The 22135-nt window shown below is 61.9% G+C and carries 21 protein-coding genes and 2 tRNA genes; 10 read left to right on the forward strand and 13 right to left on the reverse strand.

The window, feature by feature from the left end; genetic code table 11:
- Positions 1-327 precede the first annotated feature (327 nt).
- The gene (locus JQK88_RS11970; protein ID WP_203278399.1) at positions 328-3111 is read right to left on the reverse strand and encodes a valine--tRNA ligase; all 2784 of its coding nucleotides are present in this window, start codon (positions 3109-3111) and stop codon (positions 328-330) included.
- 310 nt (positions 3112-3421) lie between these two features.
- On the opposite strand from JQK88_RS11970, the gene JQK88_RS11975 reads away from it, so the two are divergent.
- Entirely contained in the window at positions 3422-4051 is a 630-nt protein-coding gene (locus tag JQK88_RS11975) for a bleomycin resistance protein (protein ID WP_203278400.1), read from the forward strand.
- 60 nt (positions 4052-4111) lie between these two features.
- Here the strand turns inward: JQK88_RS11975 and JQK88_RS11980 are convergent, their stop codons facing one another.
- From JQK88_RS11980 to JQK88_RS12000, 5 genes are all read right to left on the reverse strand, one after another.
- Positions 4112-5029: a PopZ family protein gene (locus JQK88_RS11980; protein ID WP_203278401.1), complete on the reverse strand. Its 918-nt coding sequence runs from the start codon at positions 5027-5029 to the stop codon at positions 4112-4114.
- Between the two features lie 360 nt (positions 5030-5389).
- The gene (locus JQK88_RS11985; RefSeq protein ID WP_203278402.1) at positions 5390-6778 is read right to left on the reverse strand and encodes a TolC family outer membrane protein; all 1389 of its coding nucleotides are present in this window, start codon (positions 6776-6778) and stop codon (positions 5390-5392) included.
- Positions 6779-6964: 186 nt separating this feature from the next.
- Positions 6965-7639 (reverse strand): protein-L-isoaspartate O-methyltransferase family protein, encoded by a 675-nt coding sequence (locus JQK88_RS11990; protein WP_203278403.1) that lies wholly within the window; start codon positions 7637-7639, stop codon positions 6965-6967.
- 109 nt (positions 7640-7748) lie between these two features.
- Positions 7749-7822 (reverse strand) — tRNA-Cys (locus tag JQK88_RS11995).
- Positions 7823-8274: 452 nt separating this feature from the next.
- The gene (locus JQK88_RS12000; protein ID WP_192257346.1) at positions 8275-8535 is read right to left on the reverse strand and encodes a hypothetical protein; all 261 of its coding nucleotides are present in this window, start codon (positions 8533-8535) and stop codon (positions 8275-8277) included.
- Positions 8536-8767: 232 nt separating this feature from the next.
- Between JQK88_RS12000 and JQK88_RS12005 the strand changes: the two genes are divergently transcribed.
- A tRNA-Asn gene (locus JQK88_RS12005) sits at positions 8768-8842 on the forward strand.
- A gap of 119 nt (positions 8843-8961) precedes the next feature.
- Complete coding sequence (locus tag JQK88_RS12010; RefSeq protein ID WP_192257374.1) at positions 8962-9105, forward strand: hypothetical protein; 144 nt, start codon at positions 8962-8964, stop codon at positions 9103-9105.
- Here JQK88_RS12010 and JQK88_RS12015 read toward each other — a convergent pair.
- From JQK88_RS12015 to JQK88_RS12025, 3 genes are all read right to left on the reverse strand, one after another.
- Complete coding sequence (locus tag JQK88_RS12015) at positions 9092-9982, reverse strand: adenylate/guanylate cyclase domain-containing protein (protein ID WP_112565410.1); 891 nt, start codon at positions 9980-9982, stop codon at positions 9092-9094. The two genes, JQK88_RS12010 and JQK88_RS12015, sit on opposite strands and share 14 nt — an antisense overlap.
- 336 nt (positions 9983-10318) lie before the next feature.
- Complete coding sequence (locus tag JQK88_RS36050; protein ID WP_376740400.1) at positions 10319-10579, reverse strand: DNA ligase-like domain-containing protein; 261 nt, start codon at positions 10577-10579, stop codon at positions 10319-10321.
- Between the two features lie 1502 nt (positions 10580-12081).
- The gene (locus tag JQK88_RS12025; RefSeq protein ID WP_203278404.1) at positions 12082-12441 is read right to left on the reverse strand and encodes a hypothetical protein; all 360 of its coding nucleotides are present in this window, start codon (positions 12439-12441) and stop codon (positions 12082-12084) included.
- A gap of 265 nt (positions 12442-12706) precedes the next feature.
- Between JQK88_RS12025 and JQK88_RS12030 the strand changes: the two genes are divergently transcribed.
- The 5 genes from JQK88_RS12030 (at position 12707) to JQK88_RS12050 (ending at position 15284) form a co-directional block, all read left to right on the forward strand.
- On the forward strand, positions 12707-12868 hold the full coding sequence (locus tag JQK88_RS12030; RefSeq protein WP_210388284.1) for a hypothetical protein: 162 nt from the start codon (positions 12707-12709) through the stop codon (positions 12866-12868).
- 67 nt (positions 12869-12935) lie between these two features.
- Positions 12936-13367 (forward strand): cupin domain-containing protein, encoded by a 432-nt coding sequence (locus tag JQK88_RS12035; protein ID WP_192257380.1) that lies wholly within the window; start codon positions 12936-12938, stop codon positions 13365-13367.
- A 111-nt stretch (positions 13368-13478) separates the two neighbouring features.
- Entirely contained in the window at positions 13479-14234 is a 756-nt protein-coding gene (locus JQK88_RS12040; RefSeq protein WP_192257382.1) for a copper homeostasis protein CutC, read from the forward strand.
- Positions 14231-14722: a GNAT family N-acetyltransferase gene (locus tag JQK88_RS12045; protein ID WP_192257384.1), complete on the forward strand. Its 492-nt coding sequence runs from the start codon at positions 14231-14233 to the stop codon at positions 14720-14722. Before JQK88_RS12040 ends, JQK88_RS12045 begins: the two co-directional genes overlap by 4 nt.
- 73 nt (positions 14723-14795) lie before the next feature.
- The gene (locus JQK88_RS12050; RefSeq protein ID WP_203278406.1) at positions 14796-15284 is read left to right on the forward strand and encodes an SRPBCC family protein; all 489 of its coding nucleotides are present in this window, start codon (positions 14796-14798) and stop codon (positions 15282-15284) included.
- Between the two features lie 17 nt (positions 15285-15301).
- Here JQK88_RS12050 and JQK88_RS37770 read toward each other — a convergent pair whose 3' ends face one another.
- From JQK88_RS37770 to JQK88_RS12065, 4 genes are all read right to left on the reverse strand, one after another.
- A complete protein-coding gene (locus tag JQK88_RS37770; RefSeq protein ID WP_446669875.1) occupies positions 15302-15412 on the reverse strand; it encodes an MFS transporter small subunit in 111 nt (36 codons plus the stop codon).
- Positions 15413-15447: 35 nt separating this feature from the next.
- Positions 15448-16245 (reverse strand): FAD binding domain-containing protein, encoded by a 798-nt coding sequence (locus JQK88_RS12055; RefSeq protein WP_203278407.1) that lies wholly within the window; start codon positions 16243-16245, stop codon positions 15448-15450.
- Positions 16246-16257: 12 nt separating this feature from the next.
- Positions 16258-18609, reverse strand: a complete 2352-nt coding sequence (locus JQK88_RS12060; protein ID WP_203278408.1) for a xanthine dehydrogenase family protein molybdopterin-binding subunit — start codon at positions 18607-18609, stop codon at positions 16258-16260.
- Positions 18610-18717: 108 nt separating this feature from the next.
- Positions 18718-19218, reverse strand: a complete 501-nt coding sequence (locus tag JQK88_RS12065) for a (2Fe-2S)-binding protein (RefSeq protein WP_112565388.1) — start codon at positions 19216-19218, stop codon at positions 18718-18720.
- A gap of 245 nt (positions 19219-19463) precedes the next feature.
- Between JQK88_RS12065 and JQK88_RS12070 the strand changes: the two genes are divergently transcribed.
- A complete protein-coding gene (locus JQK88_RS12070; protein WP_192257392.1) occupies positions 19464-20648 on the forward strand; it encodes an FIST signal transduction protein in 1185 nt (394 codons plus the stop codon).
- Positions 20649-20652: 4 nt separating this feature from the next.
- Positions 20653-21996 (forward strand): ATP-binding response regulator, encoded by a 1344-nt coding sequence (locus tag JQK88_RS12075; RefSeq protein ID WP_203278409.1) that lies wholly within the window; start codon positions 20653-20655, stop codon positions 21994-21996.
- Positions 21997-22135 lie beyond the last annotated feature (139 nt).

Genomic DNA, 22135 nt, shown 5'->3' on the forward strand with positions numbered 1-22135 from the left:
TAGAACCAATTCAGGTTAACGGTGCAACAATGAAATCACATAGCGTACACGTACACTCTCGCGGACCGCATTTCGAACACAGTGGCGGCCTAGCCAGCAGGTCCGAAAATGGCCATTGGGGAGGCACCTTAGGAAAAAAATCAGAAAGAAACGCTTAAAACGGCACGAAATCCGGCTGTTTTACTGGCATTCCGCCCGATTGTTACATTATGGCAACAATGGGGCTGAAACTTTCCGTTTACGTCAATATTAACGCAACGGAATGCCTATTTTTCGGGCAAAAGAGCAGTCGCGACGCGCTTGTCGGCGCCTCGCGAATCCGGCACCTCAACCGGCGTCGCGCACCCTGGTCAGCGCCACCGAAAGCTTCTCCTGCTGATCACGGTATTCGTCGAGTTTTTCGCGCTCGGCGTCGACGATTTCGGCCGGCGCGCTAGCGACGAATCTTTCGTTAGACAGCTTCTTGTGCAACCGGGCGATTTCCTCGGTCACCTTGGCCAGTTCCTTCTGCAGCCGCGCCGCCTCGGCGGAGAGATCGATCAGGCTGCCGAGCGGCAGGCAGATGGTCGCTTCGTTGAGCACGATCTGGGCCGAGCCCTTGGGTGCTGCGTCCTGCAGCGAGATGTCGCCGACCCGCGCCAGCCGCTTGATGGCGGAAGCATGGCGTTCTAGCCTCTGGTGGGTCTCGGTGCTGGCGCCGACCACCACCAGCGGCGCGATCGCTGCCGGCGGCACGTTCATTTCCGAACGCACGGAGCGGATGCCGGAGACCAGATCGACCAGCCAGTTGATGTCGGCGGCCGCATCCGCGTCCTCGAAGTCTGGTGATGGCCAGGCGGCGTGGCAAAGCAGCGTTGCGCGCGTCCTGCCCTCGCCTGCCGTCTGCGCCCACAATTCCTCGGTCATGAACGGCATCATCGGATGCAGGAGCTTGTAGATCTCGTCAAGCACGAAGGCGACGCAGGCGCGGCTTTCCGCCTTGGCCGCCTCGTCGGTGCCCATGAACACCGGCTTCAGGAGTTCCAGATACCAGTCGCAGAACAGGTTCCAGACAAAGCGGTAGGCAGCGCCCGCCGCCTCGTTGAAGCGGTAGCTGGTGATGCCCTCGGTGATCGCGTGCGACGCCCTGGTCAGCTCGGTCAGGATCCAGCGGTTGACCGGCAGCTTGGCGTCGTTCAACCAGAAATCGTCATTGCGCGCGACCTCGTTCATCTCGGCAAAGCGCGTCGCGTTCCATAGCTTGGTACCGAAATTGCGGTAGCCGGCGATGCGCGCCGGGTCGAGCTTCACATCGCGCCCCTGCGCCGCCATCACCGTCAGGGTGAAGCGCAGTGCGTCGGCGCCAAACTCATCGATGAGGTCGAGCGGATCGATGACGTTGCCTTTCGACTTCGACATCTTCTGCCCGTTCTTGTCGCGCACCAGCGCATGCACATAGACGGTGTGGAATGGCTCCTCGTGCATGAAGTGCAGGCCCATCATCATCATCCGGGCGACCCAGAAGAAGATGATGTCGAAGCCGGTCACCAGCACGTCGGTCTGGTAATAGGTCTTCAGCTCCGGCGTGTGATCCGGCCAGCCCAGCGTCGAGAACGGCCAAAGTGCCGAGGAGAACCAGGTATCGAGCACATCCTCGTCACGGGTCAGGATCTCGCCCGGCTTGAAATTCTCGAGCTTGTCCTCGACCCAGGCCTTCCACGGCCCTTCCAGCGCCAGATAATATTCGATGGCAGCGGCCAGCGCCTCTTCCTCGGTCTTCTCGACAAAGACGCGCCCGTCAGGCCCGTACCAGGCCGGGATCTGGTGGCCCCACCACAACTGGCGCGAAATGCACCAGGGCTGGATGTTCTCCATCCAGTCGAAATAGGTCTTTTCCCAGTTCTTCGGCACGAAGTTGGTACGGCCTTCGCGCACCGAGGCGATTGCCGGTTTGGCGAGTTCGGCGGCATTGGCATACCACTGCTCGGTCAGGAACGGCTCGATCGGCACGCCGCCGCGGTCGCCATGCGGCACGGCATGACGGTGCGGCTCGACCTTTTCGAGGAAGCCGCCGGCCTCCATCAGCTCCACAATCTTCTTGCGCGCGACGAAACGGTCGAGACCGTCGAGTTCGTCCCATACGGCCTGGCGCTCCGGCGTGATCTCAAGGCCGGCGAGGAAGTCCTCGTTGTCCGTCAGTTTGATGGCTGCCTCGATGGTCAGGATGTTGATGGCCGGCAGCTTGTGGCGCTTGCCGACCTCGAAATCGTTGAAGTCGTGGGCCGGCGTGATCTTGACCGCGCCGGAGCCTTTTTCCGGATCGGAATACTCGTCAGCCACAACAGGGATTTTCCGGCCGACGATCGGCAGCACGACATTCTTGCCGACCAGATGTCGGTAACGCTCGTCGTCCGGGTGCACGGCGACCGCCGTATCGCCCAGCATCGTCTCCGGACGGGTGGTCGCCACGGTGATGAATGTCCCGGGATTTTCCGGATCGAACGCCTCGCCCTCGATCGGATAGCGGAAGTGCCACAGATTACCGTTGACCTCCTGCGGCTCGACCTCGAGGTCGGAGATCGCCGTCAACAGCTTCGGGTCCCAGTTCACAAGGCGATTGTCCTTGTAGATTAGACCTTCCTTGTAGAGGGTGACGAAGACTTCGAGCACGGCCTTGGACAGGCCCTCATCCATGGTGAAACGTTCGCGCGACCAGTCGGCGGAAGCGCCAAGCCGCTTCAGCTGGTTGAAGATGGCACCACCGGATTCGGCCTTCCACTCCCAGACCTTTTCAATGAATTGTTCGCGGGTGAGGTCGCGGCGATGGATCTGTTTTTCCATCAGCTGGCGCTCGACCACCATCTGCGTGGCGATGCCGGCATGGTCCATGCCGGGCTGCCACAGCACGTTCTTGCCGCGCATGCGCTCGAAGCGCACCAGAATGTCCTGCAGCGTGTTGTTGAGCGCGTGGCCCATATGCAGCGAGCCGGTGACGTTGGGCGGCGGGATGACGATGGTGAAGGCCTCCGCCCCCTCCTCCGAACCTGCCCCGGCACGGAAGGCGTCCGCCTCTTCCCAGATTTTGGCGATCTTCGGCTCGACGGTCTTTGCGTCGTAGGTCTTTTCAAGCATGGGAAAATGGTCCGCGCTGTCGGGATTTTGCTGGTTCGGTGTAAATCGGAAGGTCTTGGCCAAGTCAACCGCAAGGGCCGCCTCGGGTCATGAGAAGCAAATAGGCGTGGCGAGGATCGGATCAAGCGGGAGCTGTTCGCGATCTACTCATCAACGATGGCAGCCCCCTATTCGCCGGAGACAGCCTTGTCACTCGCGCCTTGACCACTGATCCCAGCCATCTTAGGTTGCCAACGCTGCTGTAGGGCGCATCGGCTTCCAGCCGGAGGGGCATTGCCCGCCTACGCCACCTCAACCCCGCAATGCGCCCATGCCGACCCTCGATCACCACAAGAAACAGGCCAAGCTCTATCTCAAATGGCACCGCGAGCGGTATTATCCCGTCGCCGCTGTGATTGGATGGCTCTTGCCGCGTTTTCGCCATCTCAGCGACAGCCAAATCCTCGACCACGGCTTCAAGCTTGCCGATGCCCAGGAACTCGTCGCCAGGAAGTCAGGTTTCGAGAGCTGGCAGGCGCTGAAGGAAGGCCTTCAAACTGTGACCGATCATGCAGCAGACGCCGCAAAACCACATCTCGCCTTTGCCGAGCCACAGCTCTTTGTCGGCGACATCGCAGCAGCCTGTAATTTCTACCGGCAAAAGCTCAGCTTCGAGACGCGCTTCACCTATGGCGAGCCGCCTTTCTACGCCCAAATCATCCGCGATGGCGCACGGCTCAACCTGCGCCATGTCGACAAGCCTCCACTCGCCGCCAATTCGACCGATGACCTACTGGCGGCGACGATCATTGTCGACAACATCAAGGCTCTGTTTCTGGAGTATCAGGCGGCCACCGCCCCGTTCCACCAGACATTGCGGACCGAACCCTGGGGCGCCCGCACGTTCATCGTCAAGGATCCCGACGGCAACCTCATCTGCTTCGCAACCAGCGCGGGCTGACCTCATCGACAAAAACGCCGCCTCATGGGCGGCGTTTCGAGAAGTGATCGTTGGAGGAGATTACTGCGCGCCGCGCGCGACGCGCTCGATTTCCTCGCGCACCAGGCGCTCGACCAGCGTCGGCAGATTGTTGTCCAGCCAATCCTGCAGCATCGGCCGCAGCATTTCCTCGGCCATCTCGTCGAAGGTCTTCTTGCTGCGGCTGGCAAAGGCGTCGGAGAGCTCGCCGAAGGCCGCTGCGACCTGCCGTCCGGTGTGTTCCGAAACGATCGCCGGGCGAACCGGTGTTGCATCGGCCTGGCGCGCCTGCTCGCTGCGCGACGGGCCTGACTCGAAAGCCGGCTCGGCTGCGAGATCGTCCTCGAAAGCCTCGATCTCCGCGGCAGCAGCCTGCCGCTTCTCGGTCTCTTGCTGCCTGATCTCTTGCTGCCTGATCTCTTGCGGCCTGACGTCTAGCGGCTTAGCCACATCGGCGGGCTTTGTCTGACTGCCCACGGCTGCAATTTCGCGCCGCCAATCGGTGACGATGGAATCGGTGGTCTCCGCCTTTGGCCGGGCTGGCGCTTCCGCCCTGGCTGCCGGGGCTGACTCGCTGGCTATTCTGGCGCTCACTTCCGCCAGGGTCATCGGCGCATGCGTGGGGAGCGCGACGGTTGTAGCAGCAGGATTTGCCGGCGTGGCCGGCTTCACCGAAGCCGGCTCGGAGCGCGGCTCCAGCCGTGCCGCGACAGGTTCGGCCAGTTGCGCCTGCACCTCGGCCAGCGTCACCGGCTTCTTGCTTTCGGCCGCGCTGTGCAACTCGCTGCGGAAGGCCTCGACATCCGAGGCCGGCCCGGCGGCAGGTACAAGGTCCTGACGCAACTCATCGGCGTCACCCGGCTGCTTGCGGCCGGCGTCGCTGTCTTCGATGATCCTTCTGATGGAAGCCAGTATTTCTTCCATGGAAGGTTCGCGCTGCGCGCTGCTTGCCGTCGCCATCGTCACATCCGCCGCCCCGCGCATGACCCCGAAAATCGGTTCGATTTTCGGACAGGATCATGCGCAAAATCCAAGTGCTACAGCGTCCTTGCGCGTCCAATCGGACGCGCGGCGCTGTAGTGACCCGCTCTGTCCGTCAAAGCCGGACACGAATCATGGCGACAGCGTAGCCGACGGATCGCCATCGGAGAATCCCCAATCTCGGGAGATGCGGGATTTCAACAATTTAGACATGGCTGCGAACCGAAAACCTTCCTCGGAAAAGATCCTGTCGGTACAAAAGGATAGCGCCGCGCATCCCTGGGATGCGCGGCGCCCCAACACTCCAATCCTGGCGGGACTTGAAACCGCCTGGCGCGATCAGCGGCCGTCCGGTGTGCGCAGACCGATCCACTTGTCCTTGACGGCTCTGTAGTGCTCTTCAGGCTTGTACTTCACCACATTCAACGCCAGGCGCTCGACCGACAGGCGGCCCATGGCCGAAAGAATAGCATAGCTCGCCACCACCACATCGCGCTCGGAGGTGGCAAGGTTGATCTTGGCGCTGATGACATCGTTCTGGGCGTTCAGCACATCGAGCGTCGTGCGCTGGCCGACATTGCGCTCTTCGATAACGCCGTTCAAAGCCAACTGCGCGGCGGCGATCACCTGCCGGTTGGCCGCGACGCTCTCCTGTGCAGAGGTGTATTGCGTCCATGCCGATGTCACCGCCTGACGCACCTGGTCGCGGCTGACATCGACCTCGATGCGAGCCTGGCTGAGCGATTCCTTCGACTGGCGGACCAGGGCCGAGGTGCGGCCACCCGAATAGATCGGAATGGTCAGTGTCGCACCAATGTTAGCGGAACGGGTGGTGCCATTCTGCGACGTCAAGGTTTCCGGCGAGTTTTTGGAGTAGTCGTCCGAAACGCCGGCGGAAGCGGAAAGCTGCGGCAGCAGCGCACCTTCGTGCGACTTCACTTGAAATGCGGCCGCGTCGACCAGATGCTCGGTAGAAAGAATGGCCGGATGTTCGGTCGCCGCGATGTCGATCGCCGCATCGAGGCTCCTCGGCAAAAGCTTCGCCAATGGCGACGCCGCCTTGAGGTTGCCCGGCTCGTCACCGACGATCTGGCGATAGGTTGCGGCACTGGCCAGCGCCTGCGCGCGGGCCGCACTCAACTGCGCCACCGCCTCCGAGCGCGAGGCGTCTGCCTGCGCCACGTCGGTGCGCGTGCCTTCGCCGACCTCAAAGCGCGAGCGCGCCGCGCGCGCCTGCTCGGTCAGGAATTGCAAATTCTGTTCGGTCAGCACCGCCACCTGACGGTCATGGATGACATCCATGTAGGCGCTTGCCGCGTTGAACAGCGTATTCTCTTCGGTGTTGCGCAGGCTCTCGACCGACGCCTTGACCTGCGCCTCGGCTGCCGCGACGTTGTTCTTGGTCTGAAACCCGTCAAACAGCATCTGATTGATAGCGACGCCGAAGCTCCCGGTTGTCAGACGAGTGCCGGTGTTTGAACCGTTGAGGTGCCGGCTGGCGTAGCCGACGTCCGCACTCCCGGTAATGACCGGCCTGTATCCCGACTTGGCGATCGCCACGCCCTCATCGGTGACGCGCACGCCCGCACGGGCCGAATTCAGCGACGAATTGTTCTGGTAGGCCTTGGAAAGCGCGCCGAGAATGGTTTCCGCCGAGGCGGCTATCGGCGAAAGCGCTGTCGCGGAAATAAGGACGGTAGCAAACAAGCTTTTGGCTAAGGACGGCACTTTAAATCCCTCATTCGTTTTGCACGGGAACCACGCCACGCCAGCCCATCCCTAGGGATCAGCCAGCGCCGCGTCGATTTATCGTTCCCCCGCTGACGGCCTCCCGAAACACCGGTTAACCAAATCAGCAACGATTGTCCAATCGCAAGCCAACATGACAACGCCTTTGCTGCAAGGCAAAATCACTTAGAATTCGAACGCATGAATACGTTCAAATCCCGGTAGTGGCTTAATTGCCGCATTAAATGCCCGTCTTCCGGTTACAACCCCCCCTGCTTTGAAAAACAAACGGGCCACACCCGCATTGCCCTGCCCTTCAACGGCGACCAGACGGCCACCTTCGGCGAGTTGGCCGAGCAGCGCCGCCGGCACTTCCTCGACGCTGCCGCCGATCAGAATCACATTGTAGGGCGCCTTGGCGGCATGGCCCTGCGGCAGCGGCCCGGTGACCACGATGACATTGTCGCAGCCCTGCGCCGAGAGTGCGGCCTTGGCCGTCTCTGCCAGCGCGGCATCGCTTTCCAGAGCAATGACGGATTTTGCCAGCCTGGACAGGAGTGCTGCGCAATAGCCGGTGCCGCAGCCGACATCGAGTACCGAATCGCCGGCGTCGATTTCGGCCAGTTGCAAAAGCTTGGCCAGCGGCGACGGCTCCATGAGGTAGCGCGCCCCGCTGCCGTCGGCGCCGTCGGAAATGCGGATATCCTCGTCAATATAGGCAAGAGCCTGTTGGCCAGCCCCGACAAAGGCCTCGCGCGGCACGGCAAGCATGGCATCGAGCAATGCTGCGTCGGTCACATCGGTGGTGCGGACCTGGCCGTCAACCATCTTGACGCGAAGCTCGGAGAAATCAGCGCTCATGTCCCAACCAATCCGTCAAAAACCAATGCGCCGAAATGCGCTTGCCGCGCCAACACTGCGGCGCATTCGACCGGAACTCAAGCCCCCGCCGCGCGGGAGCTGAAGCAACTGGAGGCCTCGCCCGGAATCGAACCGGGGTGCAAGGATTTGCAGTCCTCTGCGTAACCACTCCGCCACGAGGCCTCGTCGCTCCCGGCGAGCGAACTCAATATGGTGGCGACGAAAGGTCGTCAAGCGTCCGCGCAGCATTCCGGCGCGCTTTCCGCGTCAGCCTCCGCAACGTGGTTCCGAGCGGCTTAATCTCTTGGCACGCCAGCATATTAGCCGGTCATTAAGCATGTCCGAGAGGCAGCAGACGAAACTCGAACCCATGGCTCTGCGTAGCGGAAGATGGAGGTAATTCATGCGTCGGCCCGCGGCAGACCGGGAATCCAACACATCGCGCAGATTGTCGCTGCTGCGCTGCGAACAGCTTGTGCGCTACGCGATCGACCGCTTTGCCATCGAGGGCGCAAGCCGGCTCTCGCCGCACGATCGCGCGCGGCTGGCTTCAGCGGCTGCCCGTCATCAAGGAAATCTGCGAGGGGCTGGAAAAGCGCAGCGACGGCTGAGCCGGGACCGTGCGCCCATCACATTCAACCCGGCCGCCGGCGTCGTTCCCACCAGACGACGAACCGCCGCCGCTGGCGGCGCACCGCGGCAAATTCGTAGGAAAGCACCAAAAGGCCGAGCGGAATCATCCAGAAACCGAGAATCGGCAAGAAGCCGAGAATGCCGAAAAACACCAGCACGCCACCGATGGCGATCCTGAGGCCGCGTGAGCGCGGCATGGTGAACTCGCGGCCGAACACCGAAATTTTCCGCGCCGATGCCTGGTTTTCGCCTGCTGCAGTCATGTCGAACGTCGATCCGGTTGCCACCAGTTAAAGCCATATATGGTAAAGGCTGCAATTGCCCTTTCGGTTCCGCCGACCAGGGCCGGACGGCGTCCAAGACCGCTCATATGTGGTGTCATCGGGCGATTGCCAGAAACCATTGCATGAAAAAGCGCTAAAAAATGCGAAATGCTTCTTTGCAAAGCCGAAACGGGTTTGCTATAGGCTGCGCCACTCACATGAGAGCCTCTGTTCCCCGGTAGCTCAGTGGTAGAGCAACCGGCTGTTAACCGGTTGGTCGCTGGTTCGAATCCGGCCCGGGGAGCCAATCTTTTCCATAGGTTTCAGAGTTGCAGGAACCGCCGAAAATTGGCTGGTCTACAGCATATCTACACAACTCGACTTCGCTAGGCGCCGATCGGCATGAGATCGCGCGAAGGAGAGAAAATGGCCATGGAACACGTTTTTGACGATTTGATCGGCCTGCAACGGACACGGCCGAGATGGTATTGGCGCGCCAATGCTGCAGCATTGGCGATTCGCCTCGCCCTCGCCGCCTTGATGCTCTCCAGCCGGGTCAGCCTGAGATAATTTCGTAGCTAAGGATCTGAGCGTCGCTGAGGGACGACCTCCGCCCAGGCGAGATGACGCCGGAGCCGAACAGGAGAACTGCTTCACGGCGAACGAACACTTCATGGTCAGGCCCAGTCGACACAAATGTGCCCGACGAGCTTCGCTCAACAAGCCCCGCCCTGCCGTTCGAAATGGTGAAGGTCGCGTGGTGCCTTGAGACCCAGGGCCGCGGGACGACGATATTGCATTCAGGAGATCGGCCGATGGTCACGAATTCGTTGTTGCGGCAAGATCGCAACTGATCTCCATAGCGGATGACCAGATTGATGTGCCTTGGCGGGGCGAACCGCCTATCGATAATGGTGCCCCGGCTGGCGATCTGCGTAGTGAGCGCCCCATCGTCGCCACCCAGGGTATAGACGTCGAACGGCTCTTCCTTCCCCTTGAAGGGCATTTTGTCGATGAGCCGCAAGGAACTGCGGCCCTCTGAGGAAAGGGCTTCGAAGAAGCTCTGGCTGATCAGCACCTCCCCCGGGTTGGCCGTGGTGGACAACCTTGCGGTGACATTGACAACGTCGCCGAATACTTCGCCCCGCGTGCGAATAACCGCCCCGAAGTGCAATCCGATCCGGGTGGTCAGCGACCCTCTCGTCAGCTGGCTGACAATTTGACGGACGGCCCTCAGCGCCCCCTCTGGCCTCTCGAACAGGCTAAGCACGTCATCGCCCTTCGAGTGAATGAAATCACCGCCGTTCCGGGAGGCGATCTCGCGTATCGCGTCTAGGCAATCCGAGACCTGCTGCAGAGCGGCATCGTCGCCGATGCGCTCATAGAGCGGCGTGCTGCCCACCACATCGGCTAAGAGGACTGCGGCTAGAACTCTTTCCTGATCCATCGTCCTAAAACTCCGGCACCGACCTATGCTTGCGTTGTAGAATGCACGGCAGCGCAGTGTGGCGCTACCGTCAGCACGACATGGTGGGCATGGCCCGCCTGCCTCTGATGGCCGTCCGGGCAGTTGCGGTGCTGATGCTGCCGGCCACCGGCTGACTCAGGCGATCAGGAAGTGCAGTTCCTCCAGTGGAACGGGACAGGCCGGCGCAGCCGCCAAGCTAGGAGTCGAAAGGTGTCCCGTCGCCTTTTCGAACGAACGAAGGGCGGCGGGACAAAAACCGGCGATAAGGGATGTTGATCGTCGGTCGAAGCGTTCTATCTCCGCAACGAAACAGCATCATGTCTCCTCGCGGAAAACCTGTAACGAGGCGTGCCGCAAGTCCTCCTCGCCGCGAAGATGCTTCACGGTCGCGACGAGGCCCAACTTGAACGCCGGCCGCTCCTCCAGGGCCATATCGCGGAGATCATGGCCGTTTAGGTGCAGCAGGTCGAATGCCACGAAATACAAGTCGTGCTGCCGGGGGGTGATCGCTTTGCGTAAAGCCGCGAAGTCGGACAGGCCCTTGTCGTTGAGAACGATGATCTCGCCGTCGGTGATTGCGCTCTCGGCGCCGACCTCGGCACTTGCTGCGGCGAGGTCGCGATATTAGAGGTCCAGTCCAGGCTGCGGCGGGTGAAGAGGCACGTGCCCTCTTCGTCGATCACTATCTGCGATCGATACCCATCGAATTTGACTTCGTGAATCCAGGCATCGCCCTCGGGAGGCTTCTCCACAAGGGTCGGCATCAACGGCTCGACAAACTTCAAACGCATGCACCAGCCGCCAACCGGAGATTCAATTAGCATGCGCTTTATTAGTTCTGGAAAATTTTAACGAATCATTGACCGCGCTGTCCCAAAATAGGACGGCGCGGTCAAATCCCAACCGACTGCGCAGGCGGCTCCGGCAAACGCGCCCTACCCAGCCCAGTGTGTCGGAGCCGCTCCCACACCCGTCTTATTACCAGCAATGGTTGAATCAACGGTTACGACAAGGCCCAAGCACAGCCAGAAATACCATAGCGCGGCGGGGTTGAGCCAATTAGATTCCATCCGCAACTGTGGGCGATCTCGCGCTGCTTCTCTGCCTCTCGGGCCAACCTGTAATTCTGGCGGCGGGCACTATAGGCACGGCACACCTGATTGCTTGGCGGAATCGCTTGCCGCCGTCGGTTGGCGGCCAGTTTTGATCTCTCCTGCTCAAACGCATGACGAAGGTACGGCGAAAGTCGGCTAGGTCCTACAGCGGTGGGTCAATTCCGCCCGGCCGGCGCTTAGGCAGGTAAAGCCCCAAACCCGACTGCCTAGGCGCCGGTTTGATTTCGTGCATCTTGTGCTTGCAACCAAAGTCTCGCGTTTGGGTAGCTATCTCCCATTGTGAACCGGAACTCGCCGGATGTTGGCCCCAACCCCCAACTCCCGACGGGCCCATCCCGATTTGTCACACAAATCAGGGCCGGGGTTAGCCGGCAATTCCAGACTTTGCACAAAAGGTGCCAAGTCTTCCCCCGATCAAATCAGAGGCCGTTCTGCCAATCTGTTAACCAATTCACCTTGACGGTGGGCGGAAGGCTTCACCAGATTGCCTTCAATGCCAGCGATTGTGCCCCATCACCGGACGGCATGACGTTACGTCAAGAATCAGCTACCGCTGCAACTGCGGCGGACCCGATACCCGCTTGGCCGGCGCTGATCAGGCAACCTCCATTGCGGCGCCGGCCCCTTTACATCATCGACCAACTTAAAGATGGCATTGCGTTGCCAAGAAGCGCTTGGCTGAATTGCCGCCGGCCGAATCATTGCCCCCAGGATGTCACGCCCAGCATCGCGTAATCGCGTTGCGCAGTGCTCTGCCGCCAACCGACAATTCAATTAGTATGCACTTAATTAGACCCGGAGAAATTAGATCCGGAGAATTTTAACGAATCATTGACCGCGCTGTCCCAGAATAGGACGGCGCGGTCAAATCCCAACCGGCTGCGCAGGCGGCTCCGGCACCCAACCCCCGCCGCACTGTCGGAGCCGCTCCCACACAACCCATTAGTACCAGCAATGGTTGAATCAACGGTTACGACAGGTACTTTCCGGTGCGTTTTGCCAGTCGTTAGACTTTGATGGAAAAAAGGGAATAGTCGTGCTGGGATCCAGCAGCCGGTGATGGCCCACGCTGGATTCGGGACGTGGGCGTTTAGGTTCCCGCGCCAGTACGGCGACAAGCACCGAGCAGTCGAGTTCCTCGTTGAATGAAACGCACGGATCCGCCTCCAGCAAAATTTGCGCCATGCGAAGCGATTTCAATCTGGCCGTCTTGGCTACACGTTCAGCGCATTCGACCTCGATGACCGCTTTCGAGGACCGCGCACCTGGGCGATCTCCCAGCCAACACATTCCTGCAACCTCGAACTCCCGATGCTGTTCCATCCATCGATTCCATACATTCGTGAACCATGTCGCCGTTCATTTTGATGAAGCCTTGCCCACGCTTAGCAGGGATTCACATCGAATTCAGTTCGATCTGGGATCGGCCTATGGAAACGATCCTTTGAGATGCGCGCCATCGGCGCGGAAGAAACTAGCTCTGTGCAAAACCCCGAAGCGATGTCCAGAGGGGCGGCGATAGGACGGCAGGGACAACATCTGGACTCCAAATGGCATGAACCGCATTGTGATCGCGGGAGAAGGCAAAATGGACAAACTGAATATAGGGGCTGATCAGGCCAAACGCTGGAGAGACCAGGCCGTGCGCGGTCGCCGGAGGCGCCTTTCGCGTAACGTCGGTGCGTGGGTACTGATCCTGATGGCGATAATCGTCTTCTCTGGTCTGATTGCCTTCAAGGCGTACAGATAGATAGCCAAGGCTCGCCAGCTCGCGTTCATCCCTGCCGCGCGGCGTGGCGGCAAAACCTGGAGGACCCATGCGAAAGATTCTGGCATCGGCACTGCTGCTCGCGACAGCGCTGTCTGCAAACCCTGCTGCGGCACTGGACAGTTCCAGTCCACCCGTCGTCGTGACGCCGCTTGCCGATCGTACCCAGACGGCTTCCGGCCAGCTAATCGTGCTGCCGCAGAAAAATGTCCAGGTGCTGGTCTCGACCTACGATATTGCGGTGGGCGCCACGTTGCCGGTGCACAAGCACCCGTTTGCCCGCTACGCCTATGTCGAGGCCGGAACGCTCAAGGTGACGAATGTCGAGACCGGCAACAGCAACACCTACAAGACTGGCGATTTCATCGTCGAGATGATCGGCCAGTGGCACCAGGCGACCAATATCGGCGACGGCCCGGTCAAGCTGCTGGTCATCGACCAAGTCGAGCAAGGCGCCAAGAACACGGTGCTGCGCCAGTAATTGCGGCTCGGCGGGGTTGCCGGCTGGCACAAGCGGCGATTGGCTGTTCCGCTTCCCCGGCAACCGAGCCGATGCTAGGGCTGGCCGTCTGCAATCACGAAGGATCCCCCCTTGGCCGGAAATGCTCGCCCCCTGATCGAAATCTGCGTCGAAGGCATCGACGGATTGCTGGCGGCGCAGGCCGCCGGCGCCGACCGGGTCGAGCTCTGCGCCAGCCTGGTCGAAGGCGGCATCACGCCCAGCTTCGGCACGGTGCGCGCCGCTCTCGAGAGCGCGACCATTCCCTTCCATGTCATCGTGCGGCCGCGCGGGGGCGACTTCCTCTACAGCGAGGCCGAATACCGCTCGATGCTCGCCGATGTCGCAGCACTTCGCGATCGCGCCGTCGCCGGTGTCGTCGTCGGCTGCCTCAATGCGGATGGCACCATCGACGAGGCGCGCATGGGCGCATTGGTCGAGGCGGCCGGTCCGCTCGCCGTCACCTGCCACCGCGCCTTCGACATGACCCGCGACCCCTCCGAGGCGCTGGAAGCGCTGGTCCGCTGCAAGGTCGGCCGCGTGCTGACCAGCGGCCAGAGGGACACCGCGGTGGAAGGCGCCGGCCTGTTGGCGGAGCTGGTCCGCCAGGCCGGCAGCCGCATCATCATCCTCGGCTGCGGCGCGCTCGCCCCTGAAAACATCGCCGAGGTGCTCAAGAAAACCGGGCTGATGGAAATGCATTTCGCCGCGCTCAAGGACGTGCCGAGCGCAATGGCCTACCGCAACCCGCAAGTCGGCATGGGCGGCACCGATCTCGACCGCGAGTACCGCACCACGGTGACCGACGCGGCGCTGGTGGCGGCGACGATTGCGGCGGCCAGGACATGACGGCCGCGCCGATCAGCCGCGTCTCGCCCCAGGACGAAGCGGCGATCCTCGCGCTCAACAATGAGCATGCGGCCGAGCTGTCATGGCTCGAACCCGAACGGCTGTCCTTCCTGCTTAGCGAAGCGTTTTACATCAGGCGCATCGGCTCCCTCGAAGCCTTCATCATGACCTTCGACCAGGATGCGCGCTACGACAGCCCGAACTTCCTCTGGTTCCGTGAGCGCTATCCACGCTTCGTTTATGTCGACCGCGTCGTCGTGGCCGGCCGGGCCCGCGGCCGCGGCCATGCCCGGCGGCTTTATGAGGATCTGTTCGCAGAGGTCGCCCGCGCCGGCCACAGCATCGTAACCTGCGAGGTCAATGCCGACCCGCCCAATCCGGTTTCGGACGCCTTCCACGCCGCGCTCGGCTTTGCCGAGGTCGGCGACGCGGTGATCCATGGCGGCGAGAAGGCGGTGCGCTACTACCTCAGGCAGATCGCCGGCTGACACGAGCGGCTCTGGCGCCGTAAACAAGCCAGAACTAATGTAGCGGTTTCCAGCAGCCGGGGGCGAAACACCAATGCCGAGCAACGTCTTCCGCTTCGACGAAAGCTGGGACATTCCCGAGGCGACGCCGCAACAGGTCTGGGACGTGCTCTCCGACGCCGAATTGCTGCCGCTGTGGTGGGGCGACGTCTACAAGGAGGTCGTGCCGCTCGACCGCAAGGGCAAGGGCGTCGTCGGCTCGCGCGCCAAGGCCCGGGCGCGCGGCGCCCTGCCCTATGAATTGAACTTCATCATCGAGGCGGCCGAGCTCGAGCCCGGCCGGCTGGTGGTGGTCAAGACATTCGGCGATTTCGACGGCCTGTGGCGGGCGGAACTGTCGCCTTCGGGAACCGGCACCCACGTCGATCTCGTCTGGCAGGTGACGGTCGAGAGGCCGATCCTCAAATTGCTGGCGCCGTTGCTCAGGCCGGCCTTTGCCTGGAACCATCGCTGGACGACGCCGCGCGGCGAAGCCGGCCTGCGCCGCTATCTCGCGGCGCAGAAGAATGGCGAAGCAGCCTGATGCCGCCTCGCTGAGCGCTACTGGAACAGCGCCATGGCGCTGTTGACGGTCATCCAGAACCCCCACGGCAGCGGAAAGCCGACGAGCAGCCAAGCGAGCGTAAGCTTGAGCGTATAAAAAGGCGCCACGAAGGCCCCTTTCCAGTCACTCATGTCAGAAAAGTTCAGGCGTTGGCGGCCGCCACCGCGCGTTTTGCCATCACTGCGATCAGGCTGGCGCGGTAGTCGGCTGAGGCGTGGAGGTCGGTCATCAAATTCTTCGCCGAAACCTTGACGCCGTCGAGCGCCGATGCGGCAAAGTTCTTCGCCAGTGCCGCCTCGATCTCTTTCGAACGGAATACGCCGTCATCGCCGGCGCCGGTGACGGCAACACTGACCCCGTCCTTGCCCTTGGCCACGAACACGCCGACGATCGCATAGCGAGATGCCGGATTGCGGAATTTTTCGTAAGCCGCCTTGGCCGGCGCGGTGAAGCTCACCGCGGTGATGATCTCGCCGTCTTTCAGCGCCGTCTCGAACAGGCCGGTGAAGAATTTGGCGGCTGATATCTGGCGCTTGTTGGTGACGATGGTAGCGCCCAGCGCCAGCAGTGCCGCCGGATAGTCGGCGGCCGGATCGTTGTTGGCGACCGAGCCGCCGATCGTGCCCTTGTAACGCACGGCAGGGTCGCCGATCAGCGACGCCAAATGCGCAAATGCCGGGCAGGCCTTCCTGAGCTTCTCGTCATTGGCTACGTCGTAATGAGTGGTAGCGGCGCCGATGGTGACAGTCTTGCCCGACACCTTGACGCCCTGCAGCTCCTTGATCCGCGACAGGTCGACCAGGTCGGAAGGTGCTGCAAGCCTGGTCTTCATCGCCGGGATTAGCGTCATGCCCCCCGACAGAAGCTTGGCGTCGCCGCTCTTCACCAGCTTGGCGGCGTCGGCGACCGAGGCGGCGCGGTGGTAATTGACCGAATACATCTTCGTTCCTCCTCAGTGCTTCTTCGCCGCGCGGATCGCGGCCCAGACCGTTGACGGCGAGGCCGGCATGGCGATGTCGGTGATCCCGATAGCATCGGTGATGGCGTTGATGACCGCCGGCGGCGAGCCGATCGCGCCAGCCTCGCCGCAGCCCTTGATGCCGAGCGGATTGCTCGGGCACGGCGTGTTGGAGGTCGAGACTTTGAATGACGGCAGGTCGCCCGCGCGAGGCATCGTATAATCCATGTAGCTCGCCGTCAGCAGTTGCCCGCTGGCATCATAGTGCGCGCCTTCCAGAAGCGCCTGGCCGATACCCTGGGCAATGCCGCCATGCACCTGGCCCTCGACGATCATCGGGTTGATGATGTTGCCGAAATCGTCCGCGGCGACGAACTGGACGATCTCGGTCGTGCCGGTTTCCGGATCGATCTCGACCTCGCAGATGTAGCAGCCGGCCGGGAAGGTGAAGTTTGCAGGATCGTAGAAGGCGGTTTCCTTCAGCCCCGGCTCCATGCCGGCCGGCAGATTGTGGGCGGTGTAGGCGGCAAGCGCCACCTGGAACCAGGGCAGGCTCTTGTCTGTGCCGGCGACCTTGACTTCGCCATTCTCGATGACGATGTCGCCCTCGTCGGCTTCGAGCAGGTGGGCGGCGATCTTCTTGGCCTTGGCCTCGACCTTGTCGAGCGCCTTTGATATGGCCGACATGCCGACCGCGCCCGAGCGCGAGCCGTAGGTGCCCATGCCCATTTGCACCTTGTCGGTGTCACCATGGACGATCGAGACCGAGTCGATCGGCACACCGAAGCGCTGATTGACGAGCTGCGCGAAGGTCGTCTCATGGCCCTGGCCATGGCTGTGCGAGCCGGTCAACACTTCGATCGTGCCGACGGCGTTGACCCGCACTTCGGCGGATTCCCACAGGCCGACGCCAGCGCCGAGCGAGCCGACCGCCGACGACGGCGCGAGGCCGCAGGCCTCGATGTAGCAGCTCATGCCGATGCCGCGGAGCTTGCCTTGCTTTGCCGCGGCTGCCTTGCGCTTGGCAAAGCCGGCATAGTCGGACGCCTTTGTCGCCGCATCGAGCGAAGCGGCATAGTCGCCGGCGTCATAGTTCAGGATCACCGGCGTCTGATGCGGAAAAGAAGTGATGAAGTTCGTTCGCCGCAGCTCCGCCGGCGACACGCGCAGTTCGCGCGCGGCCGCCTCCATGGTGCGTTCCAGCAGATAGGTCGCCTCCGGCCGTCCTGCCCCGCGATAGGCGTCGACCGGTGCGGTGTTGGTGTAGACGGTGCGCACATTGGCGTGGATCGTCGGGATGTTGTACTGGCCCGACAGCAGCGTCGCGTAGAGATAGGTCGGCACGCAAGACGAGAACAGCGACATGTAAGCGCCGAGATTGGCAATGGTGTCGACCTTGAAGCCGGTGATCTTGTTGTTCTTGTCGAACGCCATTTCGACCGTCGAGACATGGTCGCGGCCATGCGCGTCGGTTAGGAAGCTTTCGGTGCGGTCGGCCACCCATTTGACCGGCACGCCGGTTTTCTTCGACGCCCACAGGCAGACGATCTCTTCGGGATAAATATAGATCTTCGAGCCGAAGCCGCCGCCGACATCGGGCGCGATGACACGCAATTTGTTTTCCGGCGCGACATTGTAGAAGGCGCTCATCACCAGCCGCGCGAGATGCGGGTTCTGCGAGGTCGTCCAGCAGGTGTAATGGTCCTCGGCCTTGTCGTAATGGCCAAGGGCCGCACGCGGCTCCATGGCGTTGGGAACCAGCCGGTTGTTGACGATCTTCATGCGGGTGACGTGCGCCGCCGCCTTGATCGCCGCGTCGGTCGCCTTGGCGTCGCCGATCTCCCAGTCGAAGATGAGATTGTCCTCGGCCTCGGCATGGACCTGGGGCGCGCCTTTTTGCAGCGCCTTGGTGGCATCGACCACCGTCTTCAATTCCTTGTAGGTGATCTCGACAGCCTCGGCCGCGTCGCGCGCCTGGCCCTTGGTCTCGGCCACCACGATGACGATGGCGTCACCGACATAACGCACCTTGTCGACGGCCAGCGGCGACCAGGCGCCCATCTTCATCGGCGAGCCATCCTTGGAATGGATCATCCAGCCGCAGATCAGGTTGCCGATGCCGTCGGCCTTGAGTTCCTTGCCGGTCAAGACGCCGATGACGCCGGGCATGCCTTGAGCCTTTTTGACGTCGATCTTCTTGATCTGCGCATGCGCGTGCGGGCTGCGCACGAAAGCGGCATGCTTCATGCCGGGCACCACCATATCGTCGACATAGCGGCCGGCGCCGGTGATGAACCTTTTGTCTTCCTTGCGCGCGACCCGAGCGCCAATACCTTCAATACCCATAAGAAAATTCCTCCGGAATTTAAGGGAATAGGCAGTAGGGAGTTAGGCAGTAGGGGGAGATCTCGCGGTTCAGTATGGCCGTTTTGCCTACTCCCTACTGCCTACTCCCTAAGCTGCCTGTTTCGCCCTGCCCTTCGACGCCTTCGCCATCGTCTTCGATGCGGCGAGGATCGCCTTGACGATGTTGTGGTAGCCGGTGCAGCGGCAGATGTTGCCTTCGAGCTCGGTGCGAACCGTCGCCTCGTCGAGGCCTTCGGGATGGCGCGCGATCATGTCGGTCGCCGTCATGATCATGCCTGGTGTGCAGAAGCCGCATTGCAGCCCATGATGTTCCTTGAACGCGGCCTGCACCGGATGCAGGTCGGCGCCGTTGGCGAGCCCCTCGATCGTCACCACGGTCGACCCGGAGGCCTGCACGGCCAGCATCGAACAGGACTTCACCGCTTTGCCGTCGACATGCACGACGCAGGCGCCGCATTGCGAGGTGTCGCAGCCGACATGCGTTCCGGTGAGACCAAGATTTTCACGCAGGAAATGAACCAGAAGCGTTCGGTCCTCGGCAGCGCCGCTGACCCGTTTTCCGTTCACGACAAACGAAACGTCCGACATGCATCCTCCCTGGGTATAACCTCGGTAATCATGCTGCCGATGCGGCTTTGGCGCTCGGCCAGGCGCTATTCGTACACCGCACAACGCGCAAAAAACACACGGTGCTCATTGTACTTTCGGACATGGACAAAACGAAAATCATGGGCCCGTCCGCCCCATTGCCAAAGCGCGGATTGAAGGCAACAATGCCATCGACGCTGGCGCAAAAGACATAAAAACAGGCGCACACAAAATGCGTCGGAGGAATGCGGAGAAAGCTGCTGGCCAGTTCACGGACGAGCTATGCATCCGGTCTGTCGGCGCTCACCACAGACGAGCCTGACATGGATGCATTCGCCTGGGCGGTCGCCACGGAGGCCGCTGCCATCAACGCCGGCTTTGCGCTGCTGTTCTTCTCGCAGAGCCTGGTCGACGCCACCGCCCTGTCGCAAGCGCTGAAGACCCATGCGCCGACGCTGGCCTATGCCGCCTGTTCGACTGCCGGCGAGATCACCCCGCAGGGGCTGGAGGAAGGCCATGTGCTGGCTCTTCTGCTTCCTTCCGCATCATTCTGCGCGGTCAGCGCCATGGTCGACAATCTCTCCTCCTCGGGCATGGACAGGATCACCGGTGAAGTCGAGGCCTTGCGGCGCCTGCTGCGCGGGCGCATCGGCAGTTGCCATTCCAACAGCACCTTTGCGCTCTGCTTCATCGACGGCCTGTCCTTTGCCGAGGAAGCGGTGACCTCGGCCATCCATTGGGGGCTGGACGACATCCCGCTGATCGGCGGTTCGGCGGGCGACGATTTGAAATTCGAAACCACCAGGCTGATCTCGAACGGCAAGGTGGCCTCCGACAGCGCCATCATCGTGCTGATATCAACCGAAATTCCCTTCCATGTCTTCAAGACCGACAATTTCGTCCCCACAGACGAGAAGCTGGTGGTGACGGCATCCGATCCCGATCACCGCACCGTGCGCGAATTCAACGCCACCAATGCGGCCGAGGAATATGCCGCCTCGGTCGGCATCGTTGCGCAGACCCTGACGCCGATGAGCTTCGCCTCGCATCCGGTGGTGGTGAAGGTGGGCGGCGAATATTACTGCCGCTCGATCCAGAAGATGCATCCCGACGGCTCGCTGTCGTTCTTCTGCGCCATCGACGACGGCGTCGTGCTGTCCATCGCCCAGCCCAAGGATATGGTGGAATCGACGCGCGCTGCCCTGCGCGACGTCGAGGAGCGGCTGGGTGGCATCGACATGATCCTCGGTTTCGATTGCGTGCTGCGCCGGCTCGATGCGCGCAACCGCCAGGTCTTCCGCGATATCTCCGAACTCTACCGGGTCAACAACGTCATCGGCTTCGGCACCTATGGCGAACAATACCGCTCAATGCACCTCAACCAGACCTTCACCGGCATCGCTTTCGGCGAACGCCAGGCGGCGGAATAGGCCCATGCCGCTCAGGGATATAGACGACGTCGACAGGCTGAAGAAGATCAACGCCGCCCTGGTCAGCCGCGTCGAGCGCTCGATGGACCAGCAGGGCAACGCCTTCTCGCTGTTCCAGACCGCGATTTCGCTGGAGAACCGGGTGCGCATCCGCACCGAGGAACTGCACTCGACCTTGCGCCGGCTGGAGCAGTCGAACATCGACCTCAGTGCCGCCAAGGAAAACGCCGAACTGGCGAACCTGTCCAAGACCCGGTTCCTGGCTGCCGCCAGCCATGACGTGCTGCAGCCGCTCAACGCCGCCCACCTCTCCGTCTCGGCACTGGCCGAAGTGCAGACCAGCGACGAGGGCAAGAAACTCGTCCGTCAGGTCGAGCGCTCGCTGGAGACTATGGAAGACCTGTTGCGCACGCTGCTCGACATTTCCAAGCTCGATGCCGGCGTGGTCCAGCCCGACATTGGCGACGTCAATCTGGAGACGCTGTTTTCCTCGCTACGCTCGGATTTCCAGCCGGTTGCCAAGCTGAAGGGGCTAACACTGAAATTCCGCCCGGTCAGTGCCGTGGTGCGTTCGGACCGCACGCTGTTGCGCCGCATCCTGCAGAACATCCTGTCCAATGCGCTGCGCTATACCCGTTCGGGCGGCGTGCTGGTCGGCACAAGGCATCGCGGCGACACCATCCGCATCGATGTCGCCGACACCGGCTGCGGCATTCCCGACGACCAGCGCGAAGCGGTGTTCGAGGAATTCCATCGCGGCTCCGCCATTCCGGCCGATGCCGGGATCTCCGGCGGCGGGCTGGGGCTCGGCCTTGCCATCGTGCGGCGCATGGCGGCCGCGCTTGGCCATCCAGTGACGTTCTCCTCGAAGGTCGGACGCGGCACGATCTTCCACATCGATGTTCCGGTCGGCATTGGCGCCAGCGCCGACGCCATCGCCAGCCTTGCCGAGATGGAGCGTCCGCGCGGCTACGGCCTGTTCGGCACCAAGGTGCTGCTGGTCGAAAACGACGCCGATGTGCTGCAGGCGATGACTTTCCTGCTCGAGCGCTGGCAATGCCTGGTGCGCGCCGCCACCTCGACCGAGGACGCACTCGGCCTGCTCGGTGACACCGACTGGGTGCCCGACATCGTCATTGCCGACCAGCATCTCGACGACGGCGACCTCGGCACCGCAACAATAGCCGAAGTCCGCGACTATCTCGGCCGCGCCGTGCCGGCGCTGATCGTCACAGCCGACGCCTCCGAAGCCGTAGCCAAAGCCGCCCGCGCCGCCGGCATCGAACTGATGCGCAAGCCGCTGAAACCAGCGCAATTGCGCGCCCTGCTGGCGCATTTGCTGGCTTAGAGGTTCCTTCGCGAGGAAAGTAAACGCAGCATGAGTTACTTAAAGGAAAATCTCATTGGAAAAGAGTTTCGATCAATTAATTACGAAAACGGGAGTATCACGATAACATTTGATAGAAATTCATATATTACAGTAAATA

It is taken from the genome of Mesorhizobium caraganae, assembly GCF_016836705.1.
Taxonomy (GTDB): Bacteria; Pseudomonadota; Alphaproteobacteria; order Rhizobiales; family Rhizobiaceae; genus Mesorhizobium; species Mesorhizobium caraganae.